General features: G+C 60.7%; 28 protein-coding genes and 1 tRNA gene. 17 read left to right on the top strand and 12 right to left on the bottom strand.

Annotated features, from left to right (window positions below; translation table 11 throughout):
* Nucleotides 1-15: 15 nt before the first annotated feature.
* Nucleotides 16-297 carry a helix-turn-helix domain-containing protein gene (locus CQ14_RS21165; RefSeq protein WP_057859771.1) on the bottom strand — a complete coding sequence of 94 codons (282 nt, stop codon included), beginning with the start codon at nucleotides 295-297 and terminating at the stop codon, nucleotides 16-18.
* 1,025 nt (nucleotides 298-1,322) lie between these two features.
* Between CQ14_RS21165 and CQ14_RS21155 the strand changes: the two genes are divergently transcribed.
* From CQ14_RS21155 to CQ14_RS21095, 14 genes are all read left to right on the top strand, one after another.
* Nucleotides 1,323-1,637, top strand: coding sequence for a hypothetical protein (locus CQ14_RS21155; RefSeq protein ID WP_057859769.1), 315 nt, complete (start codon nucleotides 1,323-1,325; stop codon nucleotides 1,635-1,637).
* Nucleotides 1,638-1,717: 80 nt separating this feature from the next.
* Nucleotides 1,718-2,149 carry a hypothetical protein gene (locus CQ14_RS21150; protein ID WP_057859768.1) on the top strand — a complete coding sequence of 144 codons (432 nt, stop codon included), beginning with the start codon at nucleotides 1,718-1,720 and terminating at the stop codon, nucleotides 2,147-2,149.
* Entirely contained in the window at nucleotides 2,146-2,586 is a 441-nt protein-coding gene (locus tag CQ14_RS21145; protein ID WP_156435225.1) for a hypothetical protein, read from the top strand. The genes CQ14_RS21150 and CQ14_RS21145 overlap by 4 nt, the downstream gene beginning before the upstream one ends.
* Nucleotides 2,583-2,813, top strand: coding sequence for a hypothetical protein (locus CQ14_RS21140; protein WP_057859766.1), 231 nt, complete (start codon nucleotides 2,583-2,585; stop codon nucleotides 2,811-2,813). Before CQ14_RS21145 ends, CQ14_RS21140 begins: the two co-directional genes overlap by 4 nt.
* Nucleotides 2,810-3,004 carry a hypothetical protein gene (locus CQ14_RS21135; protein WP_156435223.1) on the top strand — a complete coding sequence of 65 codons (195 nt, stop codon included), beginning with the start codon at nucleotides 2,810-2,812 and terminating at the stop codon, nucleotides 3,002-3,004. The genes CQ14_RS21140 and CQ14_RS21135 overlap by 4 nt, the downstream gene beginning before the upstream one ends.
* Nucleotides 3,001-3,384, top strand: coding sequence for a DUF7694 domain-containing protein (locus CQ14_RS21130; RefSeq protein ID WP_156435221.1), 384 nt, complete (start codon nucleotides 3,001-3,003; stop codon nucleotides 3,382-3,384). Before CQ14_RS21135 ends, CQ14_RS21130 begins: the two co-directional genes overlap by 4 nt.
* Nucleotides 3,381-3,545, top strand: coding sequence for a hypothetical protein (locus tag CQ14_RS43775; RefSeq protein ID WP_156435219.1), 165 nt, complete (start codon nucleotides 3,381-3,383; stop codon nucleotides 3,543-3,545). The genes CQ14_RS21130 and CQ14_RS43775 overlap by 4 nt, the downstream gene beginning before the upstream one ends.
* On the top strand, nucleotides 3,545-3,970 hold the full coding sequence (locus CQ14_RS21125; RefSeq protein ID WP_057859763.1) for a hypothetical protein: 426 nt from the start codon (nucleotides 3,545-3,547) through the stop codon (nucleotides 3,968-3,970). Before CQ14_RS43775 ends, CQ14_RS21125 begins: the two co-directional genes overlap by 1 nt.
* A 4-nt stretch (nucleotides 3,971-3,974) precedes the next feature.
* Nucleotides 3,975-4,319 carry a hypothetical protein gene (locus tag CQ14_RS21120; RefSeq protein WP_057859762.1) on the top strand — a complete coding sequence of 115 codons (345 nt, stop codon included), beginning with the start codon at nucleotides 3,975-3,977 and terminating at the stop codon, nucleotides 4,317-4,319.
* Nucleotides 4,320-4,324: 5 nt separating this feature from the next.
* On the top strand, nucleotides 4,325-4,573 hold the full coding sequence (locus tag CQ14_RS21115; RefSeq protein ID WP_156435217.1) for a hypothetical protein: 249 nt from the start codon (nucleotides 4,325-4,327) through the stop codon (nucleotides 4,571-4,573).
* Nucleotides 4,530-4,835, top strand: a complete 306-nt coding sequence (locus tag CQ14_RS44735; protein ID WP_199805582.1) for a hypothetical protein — start codon at nucleotides 4,530-4,532, stop codon at nucleotides 4,833-4,835. Before CQ14_RS21115 ends, CQ14_RS44735 begins: the two co-directional genes overlap by 44 nt.
* Nucleotides 4,816-5,298 (top strand): hypothetical protein, encoded by a 483-nt coding sequence (locus tag CQ14_RS21105; RefSeq protein ID WP_057859759.1) that lies wholly within the window; start codon nucleotides 4,816-4,818, stop codon nucleotides 5,296-5,298. The genes CQ14_RS44735 and CQ14_RS21105 overlap by 20 nt, the downstream gene beginning before the upstream one ends.
* Nucleotides 5,291-5,542, top strand: coding sequence for a hypothetical protein (locus tag CQ14_RS21100; protein ID WP_057859758.1), 252 nt, complete (start codon nucleotides 5,291-5,293; stop codon nucleotides 5,540-5,542). Before CQ14_RS21105 ends, CQ14_RS21100 begins: the two co-directional genes overlap by 8 nt.
* 247 nt (nucleotides 5,543-5,789) lie before the next feature.
* Nucleotides 5,790-6,944, top strand: coding sequence for a tyrosine-type recombinase/integrase (locus CQ14_RS21095; protein WP_057859757.1), 1,155 nt, complete (start codon nucleotides 5,790-5,792; stop codon nucleotides 6,942-6,944).
* A 338-nt stretch (nucleotides 6,945-7,282) separates the two neighbouring features.
* On the opposite strand, the gene CQ14_RS21090 is transcribed toward CQ14_RS21095, so the two are convergent.
* The 6 genes from CQ14_RS21090 to CQ14_RS21065 form a co-directional block, all read right to left on the bottom strand.
* Nucleotides 7,283-7,358, bottom strand: a tRNA-Lys gene (locus tag CQ14_RS21090).
* A gap of 177 nt (nucleotides 7,359-7,535) precedes the next feature.
* Nucleotides 7,536-8,129, bottom strand: a complete 594-nt coding sequence (locus tag CQ14_RS21085; protein WP_057859756.1) for a Spy/CpxP family protein refolding chaperone — start codon at nucleotides 8,127-8,129, stop codon at nucleotides 7,536-7,538.
* A gap of 131 nt (nucleotides 8,130-8,260) precedes the next feature.
* Nucleotides 8,261-9,586, bottom strand: coding sequence for a TRAP transporter large permease (locus CQ14_RS21080; RefSeq protein WP_057859755.1), 1,326 nt, complete (start codon nucleotides 9,584-9,586; stop codon nucleotides 8,261-8,263).
* Nucleotides 9,583-10,158, bottom strand: coding sequence for a TRAP transporter small permease (locus tag CQ14_RS21075; protein WP_057860010.1), 576 nt, complete (start codon nucleotides 10,156-10,158; stop codon nucleotides 9,583-9,585). Before CQ14_RS21075 ends, CQ14_RS21080 begins: the two co-directional genes overlap by 4 nt.
* Nucleotides 10,159-10,286: 128 nt before the next feature.
* Nucleotides 10,287-11,288: a TRAP transporter substrate-binding protein gene (locus tag CQ14_RS21070; RefSeq protein ID WP_057859754.1), complete on the bottom strand. Its 1,002-nt coding sequence runs from the start codon at nucleotides 11,286-11,288 to the stop codon at nucleotides 10,287-10,289.
* Nucleotides 11,289-12,240: 952 nt separating this feature from the next.
* A complete protein-coding gene (locus CQ14_RS21065) occupies nucleotides 12,241-13,128 on the bottom strand; it encodes a transglutaminase family protein (RefSeq protein WP_057859753.1) in 888 nt (295 codons plus the stop codon).
* Nucleotides 13,129-13,268: 140 nt separating this feature from the next.
* On the opposite strand from CQ14_RS21065, the gene CQ14_RS21060 reads away from it, so the two are divergent.
* The gene (locus CQ14_RS21060) at nucleotides 13,269-13,487 is read left to right on the top strand and encodes an anion permease (protein WP_057859752.1); all 219 of its coding nucleotides are present in this window, start codon (nucleotides 13,269-13,271) and stop codon (nucleotides 13,485-13,487) included.
* Here CQ14_RS21060 and CQ14_RS43770 read toward each other — a convergent pair.
* Both CQ14_RS43770 and CQ14_RS21055 read right to left on the bottom strand, forming a co-directional pair.
* Nucleotides 13,478-13,825 carry a hypothetical protein gene (locus CQ14_RS43770; protein ID WP_156435215.1) on the bottom strand — a complete coding sequence of 116 codons (348 nt, stop codon included), beginning with the start codon at nucleotides 13,823-13,825 and terminating at the stop codon, nucleotides 13,478-13,480. The genes CQ14_RS21060 and CQ14_RS43770 overlap by 10 nt on opposite strands.
* Nucleotides 13,826-14,120: 295 nt before the next feature.
* Nucleotides 14,121-15,680, bottom strand: coding sequence for a 2-isopropylmalate synthase (locus CQ14_RS21055; protein ID WP_057859751.1), 1,560 nt, complete (start codon nucleotides 15,678-15,680; stop codon nucleotides 14,121-14,123).
* Between the two features lie 437 nt (nucleotides 15,681-16,117).
* Between CQ14_RS21055 and CQ14_RS21050 the strand changes: the two genes are divergently transcribed.
* Nucleotides 16,118-17,632, top strand: coding sequence for a CYTH and CHAD domain-containing protein (locus CQ14_RS21050; RefSeq protein WP_057859750.1), 1,515 nt, complete (start codon nucleotides 16,118-16,120; stop codon nucleotides 17,630-17,632).
* A 45-nt stretch (nucleotides 17,633-17,677) separates the two neighbouring features.
* On the opposite strand, the gene CQ14_RS21045 is transcribed toward CQ14_RS21050, so the two are convergent.
* Nucleotides 17,678-18,253 carry a bifunctional transcriptional activator/DNA repair enzyme AdaA gene (locus CQ14_RS21045; protein ID WP_057859749.1) on the bottom strand — a complete coding sequence of 192 codons (576 nt, stop codon included), beginning with the start codon at nucleotides 18,251-18,253 and terminating at the stop codon, nucleotides 17,678-17,680.
* 129 nt (nucleotides 18,254-18,382) lie between these two features.
* On the opposite strand from CQ14_RS21045, the gene CQ14_RS21040 reads away from it, so the two are divergent.
* Nucleotides 18,383-18,808: a nuclear transport factor 2 family protein gene (locus CQ14_RS21040; protein ID WP_057859748.1), complete on the top strand. Its 426-nt coding sequence runs from the start codon at nucleotides 18,383-18,385 to the stop codon at nucleotides 18,806-18,808.
* 372 nt (nucleotides 18,809-19,180) lie between these two features.
* Here CQ14_RS21040 and CQ14_RS21035 read toward each other — a convergent pair whose 3' ends face one another.
* Both CQ14_RS21035 and CQ14_RS21030 read right to left on the bottom strand, forming a co-directional pair.
* Entirely contained in the window at nucleotides 19,181-19,417 is a 237-nt protein-coding gene (locus CQ14_RS21035) for a hypothetical protein (protein WP_057859747.1), read from the bottom strand.
* A gap of 119 nt (nucleotides 19,418-19,536) precedes the next feature.
* Entirely contained in the window at nucleotides 19,537-19,947 is a 411-nt protein-coding gene (locus CQ14_RS21030) for a hypothetical protein (protein WP_057859746.1), read from the bottom strand.
* Nucleotides 19,948-19,966 lie beyond the last annotated feature (19 nt).

Here is a 19,966-nt window from a genome sequence, read left to right as displayed (position 1 = left end):
CGAAAGGTTGCGAGCTTAGGCCGCCCGCTTCTTCAAACGAGTGCCCGTCCGCCTCTTCAAACGAGCCGCCGCCCGCTTCCTCAAACGAATGCCACGCATCTTCCACAGGTGCGGAGGTGCGGTGTAACCGCGTTGCTTGAGAGCTTCGATGAGGACGAAGTAGGTGTTCGCCGGGAAGGCTTCGAAGGCGTAGACCCAATTCCAAACGGCCGGATCCTTGGCTTCGGTCAGGGCGGCCACCCGTTCGATGCCGCCCAAAACCTCAACAATTTCCGCGACATTTGAGATAGTTTTCATGATGTCTCCCCAAGGCGGGAGACATCCTAATTCCAAAATTTTTTTGGAGCAACATCTTTCCTCCAAAACTTTTTTGGTGTCTTATAAGCGCTCTTTAAGTCACTTTGTGAACATTACAGAGCACCACTTTCCAAAATTTTTTGGAGAAGGAGCTTTTTGGCGTTGCTAGAATTCTAGTTCTATGCAATTTTCGGTTTATGACCGAAGCAAGCAATGACAAAAANAGCGATCCGTCGAAGACTCGTCGCTCTAAGAAAACTTGTGGCTGGANCAGTCAGAGTTCGCTCGTCTATTAGACATGCATCCAAATCGTTGGAACAATATTGAAAGAGGCTCTCCAGTAACTTTGAGAGTCATGATGCTTATTTTAGAACGCGTTCAAATTGATAAGCGACAAGTCCCTAGTGATTACATATTCGAAGGTAATACTTCTCGTCTTCCAGCCTCACTAAGGCGTCAGCTCTCTGAACTAGAGCGTTCCGTAAAGTCGTCAGCGTACTGAACTAAGAGCGTTCCCTAAAAAAGCAGTTTTGCACGAAGTCGATCAGCTCGTTGAGCATCACCAAGACGTCTTCGTCTGAGAAGCCATGCCACTCGGCGGCGAAGAATGTCGACGTCCTTCCGTCTCTGACTCTTTGAACCTCCTCGCTAAGTAACTTCAGTAGTTCTTCCTTATCTGCGTCTGGCGGAAATTCAGGTACGCATGCATAGGCCTGTAGACGTAACGACGTCACCCGTGAGTTCATTGGCGTATTCCCCCGTCGTATTCACGTGCATCCNGATTGTTATCCCTCTCGGTTTTTATTGCGTGAAATAGCGACGGCCTGGGATGNCCTGCGCCTGCATTCACACCCATAGCCTACGCCCGCCCTTGTTGCGGTCAAGCGGAATCGCTGTCACTTCCAAAAATCCTTTGACCCAAAATTTTATTGGACCGTCCAAAATTATTTTGGTATGGGTCAATCAGCGGCGCCTTCATCGCCCATCTCTTTAGCTGAGAAGATCCTGTCCAAGGGAGAAAGCGGATGGCTGATCGCGCTTATCTCGAAGCGCTGACCAGGCGACTGGTCGACGAAGGACTTCTGATCGAAGCCGGCTGGGTCGGCCTTCGCATTGCCTGCAAGCTCGAAGACGCGCCGCGGATCCAGCTCGAAGAAATGCGCAACGCTTTCTTTGCCGGCGCCCAGCACGTCTTCCACTCCATCACGGGCGGGCTGCTGGATCCCGGCAGCGAGCCGACCGACGCCGACCTCCGGCGCATGGACCAGATCGACGCCGAGCTGCGCCGATTCATCGTCGAATACTCTGCACGCAATCTGCCGACATCCGGATCCGCCTGACAGGAGTGGTCATGACAGTCGAGGCCATTATCGATGCCTTGCGGCTGCAGCTGAAACTGAACATGCGGTGGGGATGAGTCATGATCTGGATCAAGCCCCCGCCATGGTCGATCAGTCTCGCGCTCGCCGCCGCACTGGCATTCTCCGGCATGTTCGCGGCCGTACTGGCGGCGAAGTCGAAGCCGGTGAAGCCGGCGTTGGCACAATTCCAGCGCTACGCGCCGGATCTGTTCGATGACCGTTGGCAGCCGGTCGCGTCGGTGCCGGCCAAGAAGCAGGATCGTCTCGCGCTGCTCGCGCCGGAACCGCAACCGGTGAAGGTCGAGCGTATCCTGATGCCGGTAGAGGCCGAGCGCAGCCTGGCGCCGCAGCCGGTGAAGACCAAGCGCGTGATGGCGCAAACCCCGGACAAGGAAAGGGCAAGACCAAAAGCGAAACCGCGCGACGTTTGCCAGCGTCACGGCATGCGCAAGGTCAAGGACGGCCGGTACGGATGGAGGTGTCGTCGATGACAGTCCTGGATCTCGCTCGGCTGCAAGCGCAGACGGATGAATTCGACACCCTGGCGGCGCTGATCAAGACCTTCAACGCCCTGCCCGCTGTCGTTGACGACGATTATCCGCGAGCGCGGCACTTCTACGAATCCGCGCTGCGGACCTTCATTGACGCCCTGGAGGCCAATGGCCGCGTCAAGCGCGTCACGGGCACGGTTTCGATGCACTACTACATGCCGGATCTTCAGGCCCAGGGCGACTGCCGGGTCTGCGGCCACGGGCGGGAAACACCCTGGCACATGCACACCCGGTACGAAATCGCGCACGACGGATTCAATGGCGTCGTGATCGGCGACTATCGGACGCTGGAAGGCAAGGAAGGCGTGGTGTTGCAGCAGATCGGCACCCGCGTCGTGCACGTCTATGGCAAGCAGTGGCTGAAGGAGTCGGCATGACCGACATCGTCAAGGTTCAAAGACCCCTCGTCACCAACGACCCGAACCAATTGGCGCTGGTTTACGCCAAGAATTGTCGGAACATGGTGCAACAGCCGCTCGATTTCGCCACCCAAAAGGCGACGGGCACCGACGTCAAAGCCTTCTTCGAAGCCGAGTTTCGGAGATCGTCGGGCCAATGGTTCATCGGCAAGCGCGTCGTCAACAGGAAATGGCGACCGATATGACGACGGCGGACCGACCGAAGCCGGCTCAGAGCTTCGATTCGAACTGCTACGCGCTGGCCGAACACTTCCTTCAGGACGAACCGTGCTGCCGGGATCCTGAACTCTATCAGCTCTATTGCCACGACCTCGCGCTGGCGATCCAGCGCTTCATCGAAGAATGGATGTTTGTCCAGGTCGAGGAGAAGGTATGAGGCCCGTATTGCCTTCCGTTCTGGAAAACGGTCGCTTGCGCGCTGGCCCCTGGGGGTCGTCGATGCAGGACGGCCCGGCCGGCGCCTTCTTTGTGATGGGACCGAAGGGCGCCGAGTTGAAGATCATCTCCAGCGGGCTCGACTTCGAATATCGCTGGGAGCACGTCTCGGTGTCGACCGAACGGCGGACGCCGAACTGGGCCGAGATGTGTTTCGTCAAGGATCTGTTCTGGCGGGAAGACGAGTGCGTCGTCGAGTTTCATCCGCCGAAAGCATCATACGTCGATTGCCACCCTTTCTGTCTCCACTTGTGGAGGCCAATCGGCGTGGAGTTTCCGATGTCCCCGTCGATTCTGGTCGGACCGCGGAGAGACCCATGACGGCGCGTCGCAAGATCGCCGCCCATTTTGACGACCACGATTTCGAACAGCTCGAACTGTTGGCGCGCATGAACAGGATCAAGCTGACCGAATTGGTGCGCCGGATTTGCCAGGCGTACCTCGACAAGGGACGAGTCAATTTGCGCCAGGAGCAAGTCTAATGGCCAGGATCGAATACGCCACGCACGACAGCATTGTTTCCGGCAAGCTCCAGGATCTGGAACGGACCGTGGTGTTTTTCTCGATTGGCAGCGCGGACGATCTGAGCCGCAAGGCGCTGGCGACTGCCGTCATGTCCTGGCAGGCGCTGAAGGTTCAACCGTCGACCGCCATCACGGTGCATTTCGGCGGCTACGACGAAGACCCGCGCGAGCTTTGGCAGATTCCCGAGGCCAGGGAGTTCATCCGGAAGTTCGCCGTCAAAACCAACGCGCACAAGCACCCTGCCCTCGAACCAACCAGCCGCGCCCTGCTCCTGGCATGCGGCGCCGATCCGACCAAGCGGGTCCGCGTCAGCATGATCACAGAGAACGAAGCACTGGAGGAGAGCACCAGGTTCTTCAAATCCAGAATCGAAAAGGAATAGACGGATGATTGTTCATCAGCATCCTGCACCACAACCGCTCGAAGACAAGATCATCTACGATCTGACGCTCAAGATGTCTGACGACATCGAAGCGACAATGAGGCGCGTCATCGACATCGCGCCGGCACCATGGATGCCATTGCTGGTGCAGGCTGGCGTGACTGCGCTTGCCGCCATCGTCGGTGAGATGAAAAACGATGAGCTGATTGGCCGGCTCAACGAAGAAAACTTGAAAATGCTGGCAGCGCTGATGGTCGGCAGAGCCGCCATCGAGGGCGAGCTGCATGCCGGCTTCTCCGAGGCCAAGAAGGATATGGAGGCGCTGTTCAAGCAACAGCGCGTCAGGTGAGCAACATGACCGTTGACTATCGGCTCAAGACCCAAATGCCCATTCGCGACATGCACCGCGATGGTCGCGTCGCGTTTCTGGTCGATATCTACGGCTGGACCGCGCGCGACATCTGCATGATGCCCGGCGGATCTGAGCCGATGCGGCGCGCGGTGGAACGGATGGGCCTGGATCCGGATCGCTATCAGGTCATGATTTGGGATGCAGCACATGGGCTACCTGACAAAACTACCCGGCGTCCCCGACCGCGATGACGTCAAGCCGGGCATGGCGCATTTTGTTGGATCTCTCGGAGATCCATCAAAGACGTGCGGCGACTGCAAATGGCGCGGTTATTATCGAAAGGGTCGGGACAAAGTGAACCCGCACACCCAGCTGATCGAGAGCAAGCAGGTCAAGACGATGGGCTGCCGCGAATTCCTCCGGCTCACCCATCGGCATGGCCCGCCGGTCTTTTCCGAATGGAAGGCGTGCAAGTTCTTTGTGGAGGCGCCGGATGACCAGAAGCGACGATAACTGGCGTCCTGGACCCGAGACTCCGCGCGCCCATCACTTCGACGCTGCCTTCTGCGGTGACCCGAACTGCGGCATCCACATCGTCGCGTTCACCGAGCGGCACCAGCCGATCTGCGAGATCGTCACCTCCGCTCGGCAGACGCTGATGCTGGTCGAGATCTGCCAGGATTATCTCTACGAAAAGGCGACGCAGCGGGTCGACGATCAGCAGTTGGCGGATCTCAAGCTCGAACTGTTGCCGGCGGATCGTCTCAGCGCACTGCGCCAGGAATTGGCCGAGGCCAAGGAGCACGCCGAGAGCCTGCAGTTCACCTTCGACCTGCAATGGAAGGCCGACATGCGCGCGGTGGCTCGCTGGCGCGAGGCCCATCCCGGCAACGATCTCGTGTTGCCGGATCGCGCCAACCTAGTGGTGTGGCTGATCGAGGAATACGAAAAGCTCAAGGCCGAACGACATGATTGACCGAACCTACGATCCGGCTCTGAAGAAGGGTGATCGCGTGGTGGTCACGATTCCCTATGCGGACCGGAAGCCGAAGGTCTTCACCGGGGTCATCATCGGGGAAGCCCGCGACGGCCACGACTGGCAAATCGTGCGTGACGGCACGAAATGGCCGCGTGGAATCCACAAAAGTTTTTGTAAGCCGGAAGACGTAGGCCGGAAGGCCGACGCTGATATGCTTGACATACTACGTAACGGAGCGTAAGGCAAGAGAGGCAGTATGAACCAGGTGACCCCGAGGGGCTTGTCGAGATCAGAGGCTGCCGTCTACGCCGGGTGCGGAAGCTTGTCGACGTTCCACGATTGGGTGCGTCGCGGGATTCTTCCGGGTCCGATACCCGGCACACACAGGTGGGACCGCAAGGCGATTGATCTCGCGCTAGACAAGGTCTCGGGCTTGGTGTGCGAAGTGCCCGAAGCGATGACCGCGCTGGAGAAATGGAGACAGGAGCGTGCCCAAGAACGAGCGTCGCGTAACCAGCCTTAAACGGCTGAAGGGTCTCAAGCGAGACAAGCAAAAACTCGCCAGCGGCGAGTTCGAAACCTACATCAGTTTCCGCGCCACCAAGCGCGTGCTGCCCGGCGCCGAAGGCTCGACCGAATTCATGGCGGCCTATTTTCAGGAGTGCGCCAACGTCGAAGCCGCCAAGCTTGCCAAGGCCAATGCCAACACCGGCACGTTCCGCGATCTGATCGCGCTCTACAAACAGTCGGACGAGTACACGACGCTCGGCAAGAGAACACAGAAGGATTACAACCGCTACATCAAGATGATCGAGGCCGAGTTCGGCAAGCTGCCGATCCAACCCATCAAGGACACGCCGGAAGAAGTGCGCGGCGATTTCAAGAAATGGCGCGACGGCCTCGTCGAGAAAAAGCGCACCGCTGATATGGCGTGGTCCGTGCTGGCGCGCATTTGCTCGGTAGCGACGGATCGCGGCAAGCTGCGAGTCAACCCGTGTCTGAAGGGTGGCCGGCTCTACGAGAGCGACCGCACCGAGAAGCTCTGGCGCGCACCGCATTTCGAGCGCCTGTTCGCCAAGGCGTCCAGCCAGGTGTGCGACGTCGTGGTGCTCGGCCTCTACACTGGCCTGCGCGAAGGCAAGTGCCTGTCGCTGCCCAAAAGCGCCTACCGCGATGGCTACCTCCACATCCCACGCAAGCGCGGCACCAAGAACCACACGGCGATCCGGATCAAGGTGATGCCGGGCACGCAGCTCTGGCAGTTGCTGCAGCGGGTCGATTGGGAGAATACCGAGGTCGCAACGATCCTGCTCAACACGCGCGGACAGCCTTGGACCGAGGATGGCTTCCGCACCTCGTTCGGCAAGGCCTGCAAGGCGGCCAAGATCGGGGCCGAGTTCGGCGAGGACAACGACCTGCATTTTCACGACCTGCGCGGCACGTCGGTGACGCTGCTCGCATTGGCCGGCTGCGCGGCTCCAGAGATCGCCTCGATCACCGGGCACAGCCTCAAGACGGTGCAGGAGATTCTCGACCAGCACTATCTCGGCGACCGCGCCAAGCTCGCCGATCAGGCGATGGAGAAACTGTTCGCCGCCAACTCGTCGCTGCTGCTGCTGCCCGAGGTCAAGGTGATTTCGTGAAATCGCAAAAGTTGCGTCGATGATCGGAGCCACCCAACCGGGTGGCTCTTTCGTTTTCAGGAGTGCCCGGCAGTTAGTGCCAAAATGTTCTTTTTGGAGCAGCTGACTCATAGGGGTGCCGAGTCAGCTGCTCCAATCGTACCCATTTTGTTCAGCGCGAGCTGGTATACCAAGCACGCTCGCCGAGGTTGAGTTATGCGTTTATGGCCGTTCCGGCCGGACCGAAGCGCGAACGGAATTGTCGCACATTTTGTCGAATGGCCCGAAAATTCTGTCGAATGCGGTATCGAAGAACAAATGCGAACGGGCCTAAGCCACTGTTCTCGCGAAGGGATTTTTGGTGGGCGCACCAGGGCTCGAACCTGGGACCCGCTGATTAAGAGTCAGCTGCTCTACCAACTGAGCTATGCGCCCGGACGCTCTAGGTCCGGAAAACCCTTGCGAGGGGCGTCGTTTAGCAAAGCGATCCCGGGATGTCCAGCAATAGGGGTGAAGTTTTCCCGGGCTTTGGCGGCTTTCCGGAATGGCAAAAAGCCGCTGGATTTCAGCGGCTTCTGCCGATGTCTGGACCGGGTCCCGATCGGGGGTGCATCAGAGCCGTTCGGCGCCGTTCCGGTCCGGGCCACCATCCCGGTCATAGCGATCGCGGTCATAGCCCCGGTGCCGGTCAAAGTCGCGATCCCGGCCCATTTCGCGCTCGAACCGGTGGTGGCGCCAGCCTTCCCCGCCTCCGAACCGGTGGTCCATCCGGGTCAGGACGGCAAGCCGGCGCTTCTGGCCGTCATCCAGCGTCTTGTAGAGCGGCTCGGCCGCATCCGCGATCTTCTTCATGGCCGCCGCCGAGGCCGCCATGGTCTCGGCCCGGTCGCGCAGCCGGGCGACGGGATCATCCGGCTTCTGCTGGCTGGAATCGTCCGGCGGATTCATCCGCGCATTGGCGCGATCGATCCTGAGCTTGGCGAACTCCTTGACCGCCGCCTCGACCGGCGGCCACAGCTTTTCCTGCTCGGCCGAGAGCTTGAGGCCGGCATGAACGGCCGCAATCCGCGCGTCCGCATAGGCCGCCCGGTCCTCCGGGCTCATCCGCATATGACCGAAGCCGCCCCAATGGCGGTGCTGGGCATAGACCGCGGTCGAACCGGCGATGGCGAGTACCGCAACCGCTGCGATAGCAAACTTCCTCATGCGAACCTCCTGTGAAAGGTTGCTTGAAGATGGGCCGGCCTCAGCCGGCCTTCAACTTACGGATTGGCAAGGCAGGCCTCCCTTACCAAGATGTAATGTGATGCCGTTTGATCCAGCGCAATGCAGCATGGCTAGAGCATACCGAGCATTCGCGGCAGCCACAGCGATATTTCCGGCACATAGGTCACGATGCCGAGGAAAATCAGCATGGTCAGTAGCCACGGCCACACCGCGATCGTCAGCTCGGTGATGCCCATCTTGGCGATACCGGAGGCGACGTAGAGATTGAGCCCGACCGGCGGATGGCACATGCCGACCTCCATGTTGACGACCATCAGGATGCCGAGATGCACCGGATGGATGCCGAGCTTGACCGCCACGGGAAACAGGATCGGCGCCATGATCAGCACGATCGAGGACGGTTCCATGAAGTTGCCGGCGAGCAGCAGCAGCACGTTGACGACGAGCAGGAAGACGATCCAGCCGACACCGATCGAGGTGATCCAGTTCGCGATCGCTTGCGGAATGTTCTCGTTCGCCATCAGGAAGGAGAACAGCACCGCATTGGTGATGATGTAGAGGATCATCGCGCTCATGTTGGCCGAGCCGAGCAGCACCTTCGGCACATCCTTCAGCGTCATGTCGCGATAGACGAACACGGCGATCACGAAGGCATAGACGGCGCTGATGGCCGCGGCCTCGGTCGGCGTGAAGATGCCGGCATAGATGCCGCCGAGCACGATCAGGATCAGCAGCAACCCCCATACGCATTTGCGGAACGCAGCAATGCGCTCACCCCAGCTCGCTTTGGGCAACCGCGGATAGTCGTTGCGCCAGGCGCGGTAGAATGTGGTGGCGCCGAGCAGCGTCGCCAGCATCAGGCCGGGAATCACGCCGGCGATGAACATCTGGCCGACGGACGCGGAGGAGACGCGCTGGCCGGCCGGATCGAGCGCGATGTTGCCGCCGGTCGCCACGCAATAGATCACCATCACGATCGACGGCGGGATCAGGATGCCGAGCGCGCCCGAGGTTGTGATGACGCCGGCGCCGAAGCGTTTCGGGAAACCCTGCTTCAGCATCGCGGGCAGCATGATCGATCCGATGGCGATCACGGTGGCGGGCGAAGAGCCCGACACCGCGGCAAACAGCGCGCAGGCCAAGACGCCGGCGAGCCCCAGCCCGCCATACCAGTGGCCGATCATCGATCTCGCGAAATCGATCATGCGCCTCGCGACGCCGCCATGGGTGAGGAAGTTGCCGGCGAGGATGAAGAACGGGATCGCCATGATCTCGAAATTGTCGATGCCGGTGAAGAGCTTCAGCGCGACCGATTCCGTCGGCACGTTGGTCATCGTGTAGATGAAGGTGAGCACGGTGAGGCCGAGCGCGATCGAGATCGGCATGCCCGTGAGCATCAGCGCGATCAGGAGGCCGAAGATGATGATCGATGTCATCGCGTCACCTCCGCAGCGCCGACGCCCGGCTCATCGACGTCGACTCCCTCGACATGGGCGTGGTCGTGATGCGGCAATTCACCGGTGAAGAAGTAGTGATAAGCGACCTGCAGGAAGCGGAAGCACATCAAATAGGAGCCGAGCGGGATGCAGAGATAGACGAACCAGCTTGGAATCTCGAGGTCGGGCGACACCTGGTCGGTATGGTAGAGTCCGTAGACGAACTTCGCGCCCATGGTGCCGATCACCACGGTGAAGAACGCGCCGCACAGCAAGCCGAACAGCACGACATAGTTGCGCCAGGGCGATCTGAGCTGATTGACCACGACATCGACGCCGACATGGATGCCGGTGCGCACGCCATAGGCGGCGCCGAACTTGGCCACCCACACGAACATGTAGATGCAAAGCTCTTGCGCCCAGGACAGGTTGATCGGGAACAGGATCGGAAACAGGAAGGGAATGCCGAGTAGATAGCGGTGGCACACGGCGAGGAAGATCAGCAGGGTCGCGAGCGCCATCAGTGTCGCGATCAAGGTCTCCTCAAGCCGGTCGAGGATGCGAAGCAATATCAATATGTTCCCCCTTCAGGCCGGGCCTCTGACGCCCTCACCTTCCCGATCCTACCGCGGCTCGCGCCGCTCGCCCCGAAACGCGAAGGGCTTCCGTGCCGTGACACGGAAGCCCGATCAACATTGACCTAGTTGGTCGCGCCCCTCGTCTCCTTCAAGAACTCGTCGATCAGCGGCTGGCCGACGCGGCCGGCGACGTCCTTGTAGACCGGCTCCACCGCCTTGCGCATGGCGGCATCCTGTTCGGGCGTGAGCTTGATGATCTCGCTCTTGCCCGTCTTCTTGATGTCGGCGAGCGCATCGTCGTTTTCCTTCTGCGACTGCGCGTTGCCATAGGCGGTGGCTTCCTTCATCGCCTTCTCGCATTGAGCGCGGACGTCCGCCGGCAGGCCGTCCCAGAACTTCCTGTTGGTGACCACGACATAGCCGATGTAACCATGGTTGGTCTCGGTGATGTACTTCTGCACCTCGTGCATCTTCTGGGTATAGATGTTCGACCAGGTGTTCTCCTGCCCGTCGACGACGCCGGTCTGCAGCGCCTGATAGACTTCCGAGAACGCCATCACCTGCGGAACGACGCCGAGCGCGCGGAACTGCGCTTCCAGCACCTTCGACGACTGGATGCGGAACTTCAGGCCGCGATAGTCGGCCGGCGCCACCAGCTTCTTGTTGGCGCTCATCTGCTTGAAGCCGTTATCCCAGTAGGCAAGACCGGTCATGCCCTTGGCATCGAGCAGCTTCAGAAGCTTGGTGCCGAGCGGGCCGTCGGTCACCTTGCGCAGCGTCTTCAGGTCGGGGAGGATGTAGGGCAGATCGAATACCTCGAATTCCTTGACCCCGATCGGCCCGAACTTCGAGTTCGACGGCGCCAGCATCTGCACCGCGCCGAGTTGCAGCGCTTCCAGCTCTTCCTTGTCCTTGTAGAGCTGCGAGTTCGGATAGACTTCGACCTTGACCTTGCCGTCGGTGTATTTCTCGGCCAGTTCCTTGAACTTCTCGGCCGCCAGCCCCTTCGGCGTATTGGTCGCCACCACGTGGCTGAACTTGATCACGATCGGCGATTGCGCCGCGGCCGGCCCGACCAGAGCCAATGCTGCGACCGATGCCGCAGCCAAAATCAGTTTGCGCATGATTCCTCCCGGTTATTTTTGCGGAGCGCGACAGATGGCTCCGAAGCTTGTATGCCAGTTGCACCAATACAGAGAAGCGGACCGAATTGCCATTGCCCGTTAGCAGGGGCCACCTCGATGGTTTGCTGCATCGCAAAATGCGACATTCTGTCCGCCCAAGATTCAGGCACGCTCTGGCGCCAAAGCAGTTGGCGCCGCTGGTGGCCTCGCTCTTCGAGACGACCGCTTCGCGGCCTCCTCAGAGTGAGCGGATGGACGCATGGCGAGGCTCTTTCCACGTCATTGCGAGCGCAGTGACGGGGGATACAGTTTCGCGTTCTCGCGGCGCTGATCGCCCGAGGTTTGCTTGTGAACTTCCCGCCCCCTTGTTCAGAGGGCGCGGGGAAGACCGGGTGCTTGCTGCACCCGCGGTCTCGCGTGCGATTTGCGCAAACAAAAGTGCACACGAGCATACAGGGCAGCGCGNCTTCCCTGCGCAATGGCNNACGGCTTACTTCGTGCTCTTCCCGGAGAACGGCTCTTTTGCCTCCGTCGCCCCCGAGAAGCTTCGCTTCTCTAGGACTTAACGCCAGCACCGCGGCGCCCGAACCACACGACTTCGCCGTACGCCTCCGGCGCGTACGTCTATCGCGCCGTCAGCGTCCTCCGCATCTCACCGCGCGTTCGTGACGTTCGCGAAGCGCCCCTCATCTGCCGTGAGACGGGCGAAGTTGTGCGACTGATTTGGGTGAAAACGAAAGCAGAATATTTTTGCTTCCCGGGCTTGACACGATTTCGGAAAATCAGAAGTGATTTGCGCGTCGTGTTGATTTGTCGCACTTGCTGCCTCCACATATCGTCATTGCGAGAGCCCATGGGGTGGGCAGAGCGCAAGCGTGCCGACCATCAAGACGCGCGATCGGGGACAGATGGTAGGCACGGCGCGAAGCTCGCCTTTGCCTACCCCACGCGCTTAGAGTATCGGTATGGCGTGGACCGATACATCCACATGCAGTCCGGTCGGATCATCCGAGTTGCCGACGAAGCCACCCGATATCGGGATGGCCTGTTCCGCCTCCCTGGTCACGCCCACACGGATCAGGTTGGCGCCGGCAATCAAACCATTGGTCGGATCGTACTCTATCCAGCCTGCACCGGGCAGATAGACGCTGCACCATGCGTGCGTGCTGCCGCCACCCACGGTCGTGCCCGAGGAATCATCGTACAAATAGCCGGTGACAAAACGCGTGGCGAGGCCGAAGCTGCGCAGCGCTTCCATCATCAATACCGCAAAGTCGCGGCAGGTGCCGGAGCCTAACGCCAGTGTCTGGGCGGCCGTCTGCGTGCCCTGCTCGTAGCGGACGCGATAATTGAACTCCTGCTTGATGGCGTGCGTCATCGCTTCCAGTACGCGTAGCGTCTGCTTGCCTTCCACTTCCGACACGACACGGCGGGCCCAAGTGTCGACCTTTCGCTCGGGGTCCGGCATCTGGCGTTCGGCGAGGCGCGCCAGGTCGGGAATCTCATGAGCGGCGTAGGAATACGGAAACTGCTCGGCGGTTGCGTCGAGGCTGTAGACCGGCAGCGGCTGGCCGTCGGGGTGATGTGTCATGTCAAGCGTCGACACGATGCTGAGCCGCTCGGTCCTGAGTGCTTCCGGCCATTCGAGGTAGCAGACGGAATTGTTGAAGACGTCATGCTTCCAGTAGATCGCATTCGGCTCCGGTTCGACCTTCAGCATCGCGCTGTGCAGGCGAAGGTCGTGGCTCTCGTCCGGCCGCACCATCAGCTTGTGCCGCAGCAGGCCTACCGGGTTGCGGTAGGTGTATTCGGTGGTGTGGACGATGCCGATCTTCGCCATACGAGCCTCCTCCGATTGGATTGACTCCATGAGACCGAACGGGCCCGATTTACCGGGCACCGCACACCCGCTACGGTGGACAACGGTAGCCATCTTACAGATCAGTGGCTAGGTGCCGCCACCGATGGAAAGAGGTCTTGATGAACCTCGATCTCGCCCTCATCCTGCTGACGGTTGCGGCCGCAATCGCGATGTTCCCGTCTGCGGCTTTCATGACGCCTATCTCCTCGCCGGTAAACACGCTGGTCGTGGGACCTGGACAATATAGTTTCGGCGATTTCGTGAAGGTGGGTGTGCCGTTCACGGTTGTTGCTGCGATCGTGAGCGTGCTGCTCGTTCCAATTTTTCTTCAGTTTTGAGCTTGGCAACCGCCGAGACGCTCTCGAGGCGCATGGGCGGCGGCACGCCGCGTCGCAGCAATTAACGATTCGGTAATCTCGGCTTCGTGCAGGCCGGCGCGACGAAACATTTCATCCGACCGCCGAAGCCATTTTTCTGATTCCACGAAAACTTCCTGAAATCGAAGTCCGGCAGCATGCGAGGCTCGTGAATTGCCTGTGTCTCGCCAGACCAGCGGCGAGGCCATTTCAGAACTGGAAATGCCAATGTTAGCCGAAAAATATATTTTGCTTTTGGAAACCATCCGCAGCCTGGCCGAGCGCGGCCCAGCCAATTCCGACGGAAGCCCGAGGGTCATCAGCACCTCGCCGCACATTCCCGTCCAGTTGCCCGGCGCGAGCCGGACGTAAAGACGCGGTAAGGATCGTAGGTTGGGCAAAGCGATAGCGTGCCCACCATCAAGGAGCGCTCAACAAAAAAACGCGGTGCCACGGCGCCGCGTTTTATTATTGCTCTCCGACGTCAATCCGGGATGGTCCGTAGGACCAGACCTCAGATGCGCAGTTGCGCATCGGGGAATCTCGAGATTCTCAGATGTGCAATTGCGTATCATAGTTCGATGCTTGCGCATCGCCCCGGAATGACGTTGGGTCTCACCCCGCCGCCTGCGCGGGCATGTCGCGCTGGCGCTTCATGACGATCTTGTTCAACGCGCCGAGATAGGCTTTTGCCGAAGCGACCAGCGTATCCGGGTCCGCCGCGCGGGCCGTCATCGAGCGGCCCTCATGCGAGAGACGCACCGAGACTTCAGCCTGCGCGTCGGTGCCTTCGGTGACGGCGTGGACCTGGTACAGCTCCAGCTTGGCCTCGTGCGGCACCAGCGCCTTGATGCAGTTGAAGACGGCATCGACCGGGCCATTGCCTTCGGCTTCCTCGATCTTGGTCTGGCCGTCGACGTCGAGCTTCATGGTGGCGCGCTGCGGACCATGGGTGCCGGCGATGACAGTCAGCGAGGTCAGCTTGATGCGATCGTGCGAGGCCGCCATTTCCTCGTCGACCAGCGCCTCGATGTCCTCGTCGTAGATGTCCTTCTTGCGGTCGGCGAGCGCCTTCATCCGCGCGAAGGCATCTTCCAACTGGTTCGGGCCGAGCTTGTAGCCCATCTCTTCCAGCTTGTGCACGAAGGCATGACGGCCGGAGTGCTTGCCCAGCACCAGCGAGGACTGCTTCAGGCCGACCATCTCGGGCCGCATGATCTCGTAGGTCGAGGCGTCCTTCAGCACGCCGTCCTGATGGATGCCGCTCTCATGCGCAAACGCATTACGACCGACGATCGCCTTGTTGTACTGCACCGGAAACGAGGTCGCCGCCGATACCAGCTTTGAGGCGCGCGTCAGTTGCGTGGTGTCGATCTTGTTCCACCACGGAAACTTGTCGTTGCGCACGTTGATCGCCATCACGATCTCTTCGAGCGCGGCGTTGCCCGCCCGCTCGCCGATGCCGTTGACGGTGCATTCGACCTGGCGCGCGCCGCCGGCGATGCCGGCCAGCGAGTTCGCCACCGCCATGCCGAGATCGTTATGGCAATGGACGGAGAAGATCGCCTTGTCGGAGTTAGGCACGCGCTCGATCAGCGTGCGCATGAAATGGGTGTATTCCTCCGGCACCGTGTAGCCGACAGTGTCGGGAATGTTCACCGTGGTGGCGCCAGCCTTGATGACGGCCTCGACGATGCGGCAGAGGAAATCCATCTCGCTGCGGGTGCCGTCTTCCGCCGACCATTCGACGTCGTCGATCTGGTTGCGGGCGCGGGTGACGTTGGCGATCGAGAGCTCGACCACCTGCTCCGGCGTCATGTTCAATTTTACGCGCATGTGCAGCGGCGAAGTCGCGATCACGGTGTGGACGCGGCCGCGTTTTGCAAACTTCACCGCCTCGGCGCAGCGGTCGATGTCCTTCGGGTGCGCGCGCGACAGGCCGGCGATGACGGCGTTCTTGGAGCGGCGGGCGATCTCGCTGACCGCCTGGAAATCGCCTTCCGAGGTGATCGGGAAGCCGGCCTCGATGACGTCGACACCCATGTCGTCCAGCATCTCGGCGACCTCGAGCTTTTCCTCGTATGTCATGGTCGCGCCGGGGCACTGCTCGCCGTCACGCAGCGTGGTGTCGAAAATGATGACGCGGTCCTTCTCGGACTTGTTGGCGGTGGTCATGGTTCTGTATTCCTTTGGGTCTTGCGCCGGTTCAAGCGGCGCTGAAGGGTCTGGTGATCTCGCTCAAAACCCCTGAGTGCCCAGGCGCAAATGCCCAGACGGCCCTCAGGGGCCGATAAGAAGCAGAAGCCCGCCAAGAAGCAGGGTGGGCGCGGACGCAGCCGGACGAGCGGGGGCAGCCTTGGCGGCTCCACCCAAAACTCCCGACTTTTCGCTGCGAATCAGCATTGCCAGACCCTTGTGGACGCGAAATCCTCGGCCAAAACCATTGACGGTCCGTTGCCGCGGGGCGTTCCGGGGCTGTTCTAGACGAGAATTGAGGCCGGCCGCAATGCCAAAAGATGGTCAGGATAGGTGACCTAACGGGGCGGCGAAGTGGCCGGGAGCAGAAAGCACTTTCCGGCGTTACCAGCCCATCGCTCCGAAGAGAGCAGCCGATGGGCGTTGAGACCGAAATCAAGTTCCGTATGCCCAAGCGCAATCTCGGGCCCTCTTCCAGATTGACGGTGCCCGGCTGCAAAATCGGCAAGCGCTCGGAGCGCGATCTGCTCTCGACCTATTTCGACACGCGAAAACACAAGCTGAAGCGGCGCGGCCTTCTGCTCCGGGTGAGGCAAACGGACGGCAAGCACGTTCAAACGATCAAGAAGACCTCTGGGGCGCAGTTCGGCCGCGGCGAGTGGGAAACCGAAATAGGAGGTCGCACTCCCGACCTCGACGAGGCGAACGGCACGCCGCTGGAGCAGCTGGCCTCAAACAAGCTGCGGCGCAAGTTGAAGCCGATCTTCGAGACTTCGGTGCATCGCATCACCATGCCGGTCCGCACCAAACGGAGCGAACTGGAACTTGCCATTGATCGCGGCAGGATTACCGCGGCCGGCCACACAAGCCGCATCGAGGAGGTCGAACTCGAATTAAAAAGCGGACCGGCGAGCGATCTGTTTCGCGTCGCGAAGGCGTTGGAGCGAAAGCTCTCGGCCGAGCTTTGGTTGAGAGCGAAGGCAGACCAGGGCTACGATCTCATCGACGGCAAGCGTGCTCAAGCTGTTTTTGCCGAGCCAATCGAGTTCGGGAAGCGAACAACCGCGATCGAGGGCTTCCGAACCATCGCCCACTCCGCCCTTCGCCATTTTTCGGGAAACGCTGATGCCGTCCGCAGCCTTGATCCGGAAGGCGTGCATCAGATGCGCGTAGGCTTGCGCCGCTTGCGCGCCGCCATCTCGCTGTTTTCGAAGGCATTGCCCGAGACGAAAACCGAAGCGATCAAGACAGAACTCAGGTGGCTGACAAACGAACTTGCCCGCGCGCGCGAGCTTGACGTGTTCCTGGAAGAGAAGATTGGTCCTGTCGCCCGCGAAATAACCCCGCGCCGGGGCGGCAAAGCCATCGCCAGGCAGTTTGCCGAGAAACGCGCTGAGGCGCTCGCGCAGGCCAGGAAGGCGGTCGATTCGCCGCGATGCCGCGCGCTGCTCGTCGATGTGCTCGCGTGGATCGAGGCACAGCGCGGCCGGACGGACGCCGCAAACAGCGATCTTGGCGAATTCGCCGCAAAGCTCTTGGATCGGCGCATCCGCAAGGCACAGAAGGAGGCAGGAAAGCTGCAAGAAATGACGGCACCCGACCGGCACAAGTTCCGGATCAGGATGAAGAAGATCCGGTACGCGACGGAGTTCTTCGAAAGTCTTTTTCCCGGCAAACGCGACCGAAAGGCGCTCGCGCGTCTATCGAAACATGCAAAGAAGATCCAGGATGCCCTGGGCTCGCTGAACGACTTCATTGCCGATCGAAAGATGGCGGCTGAGGCCGCGCTAAAGGCGCCACCGCAAGACAGGCGCGCCCGCGCCTATGTTTCCGGGATCATCGTTGGCCGCGAGGATGAGCAGGCAAGGCCGCTCATGAAAGCCGCGGCAAAGGAACTGCGGGTGCTACACCATATTTCCGGGCCCGGCTGATGCTGCCGGCACACACCTATCCGGGCTGCCATCGCTTGCGATCGCTTATCCATCCCGCCGCGCCCGCACTTTGGCGCGAAGGCTCGACGGCGAGCGCCCGTAAAGATCGGCGAAGGCAGCGTTGAAGCGGCGCAAGCTGCCGAAGCCCGCGCGGAAGGCGATTTCCGTCATCGTATCGTTGGTGGTGTCCAGCAGTCGCTTCGCCCGCTGCAAGCGACGCGTGGTCGCAACTTGTTGCGGGCTTGCCCCGACATGGCGCTCGAACAGGCGGGCGAGATGGCGCTGGGTGATCCCGAGTTTCTCTGCCAACGCAGCGACCGAGTGCTGATCCAGCGCGCCGCCGTCGATCAGTTTCAGCGCGCGCGCAACGGTCGAGCGCGTGCCGTTCCAGGCCGGGCAGAACGGCGCGGTCTCCGGGCGACAGCGCAGGCATGGCCGGTATCCCGCCGCTTCCGCCGCGGCCGCCGTCGGGTAATAGCTGACGTTGCGCGTCAACGGGTGTTTCACCGGGCAGACCGGACGGCAGTAGATCCGCGTGGTCCGCACCGCCGTGAAGAAACGGCCATCATAGCGCGCGTCGCGCCTCAGCCGCGCGGCGTTGCAGACGTCGAAGCTCAGCATGACCGGATTCTAGCGTATCGCGCGGCGGAGACAAACGGGCGCAGATGATGAGGTCCGATTCCGGCCAGCGACGGCGGCGGGAGTGTCCTAGATCGGCGGCGATGATTTCTCTCCACGGAAGGCAACAACATGGATAATCCAACAGCCAAGGACGTCGTTCTCAACGCATGGAAGACATTCTCGACGCGAGACGCCGGCCAGATCGCCTCCCTGTTCACGGCGGACGCCGAATGGATCGCCCCTCGCAACAACGCGACGGCGGTGGCGCTTGTACATACCGATCACATGATCGGCCCCGACCAGATCGCGCGCTTCATCGCCACCGAGATGCACCGCCTGTTCTCCGCAATCGACATCTCGTTCCGCGCCGTCCACACCGATGGCGACGCAGTGATCATCGAGGAGCGGATGCGGGCGACGCTTCCGGAAGGACGACCATATGACAACGACTACTGTTTCATCTTTGTCGTCGCGGATGGCCGCATCAAGCAGGTTCGCGAGTATATGGACACGCGAAAGGGTTGGCAGATGGTTTTCGGGGAAGCCGCCGGGTGACACTGGCGGCGTTTTCGTGAGCGAAAATCCGTAGAGCCTCGTGGGATGGGTAGAGCGCAGCGAAGCCCATCCCTTTCAGTTGCCGGGAATGGAATGAAGAGCATGCGTAACCGCATTGCCACACCAGCGAAGTTCCGCTCCTTTGTGTTCGTCAATGTGCAGACGAAGAATGAAGGATGGCTTTGGCTTGTCCCGCGGCGCGGTGATGCGGACTCGTCGAGGGACCAGCGCAATTCCAAGCCTCGAACGGGTCCGCTCACGCGACTCTCGCCTCGCTTCAATGCCCCAAATATTCCGATCCCTGCGGGCACCGGAAAGTCGCGGCATTCTGCAGCGGTCGTCAGGATGGCGCGCTACCGTCCAACAATTATCCTACGGCAGCGAACCTCTCAGGCCTTTGATGCCACCGATATCCGGAGGAACACGGCCACCGTTCTCGGCAGTGGTGCGCGTGCGGTCCCTGCCGTGATCGGACGCCGTGATGACTGTGTCACCTCTCTCGGCCGGTCCGACACTTCGAACGACGATCGCGCCAAACACGAGCAGCGCTACCACGATCAGCCCGCTAAAGACCGGAGTTCGATACAGATTGGACTCAAAGCGCGTCATCACTACACTCGTGCGCGTCGCCCCGCAGCCCGCTGCAACAAGTATCGGTGAGTCGTTAGGCGATTTGGTGACGTGGCGGTGGCGATCCGGCGTTCATTCCCCGGTGCGCACCGTACACGTCAAATTCCGACGCGCATGCGTTGCTCAACACTGGCCGCCGGTCCCCCTACGCGGACATTGCGCATGGCCGATGGATGCGCTTGTGAGGCCGCGATAGTTTTCCACGGACTGATCGTCTCGACGATAATGTTGATTCCGGCCAACGCGCTATCGATCTGGCGCTGCACGTTGTTGACCTCGGACTTCAGGAAGTCCTGCATTTTTTGCAGCTCGGAAACCAGCCCCTGAAGTTCGTTTATCGAGTTCGAGGTCAGCTGAGCGACGGAAGAGCTGATCCGTTCCGCACTGGCCTCCAGCGGGCCGGAGGCTTTCGACTTCTCTTGCGGTTCCGATTTGCCGGGGTGTGTCGCCAAAGCCGGTTCCGCCGAGGGCGCTTTTTCGTCGGGTGCGGCAGATGTTGGGGTATCCATCAGCTTCTCCGTTGGTGCG

This window comes from Bradyrhizobium lablabi (assembly GCF_001440475.1).
GTDB lineage: Bacteria > Pseudomonadota > Alphaproteobacteria > Rhizobiales > Xanthobacteraceae > Bradyrhizobium > Bradyrhizobium lablabi.
This window is presented reverse-complemented; position numbering and strand designations above follow the sequence as displayed.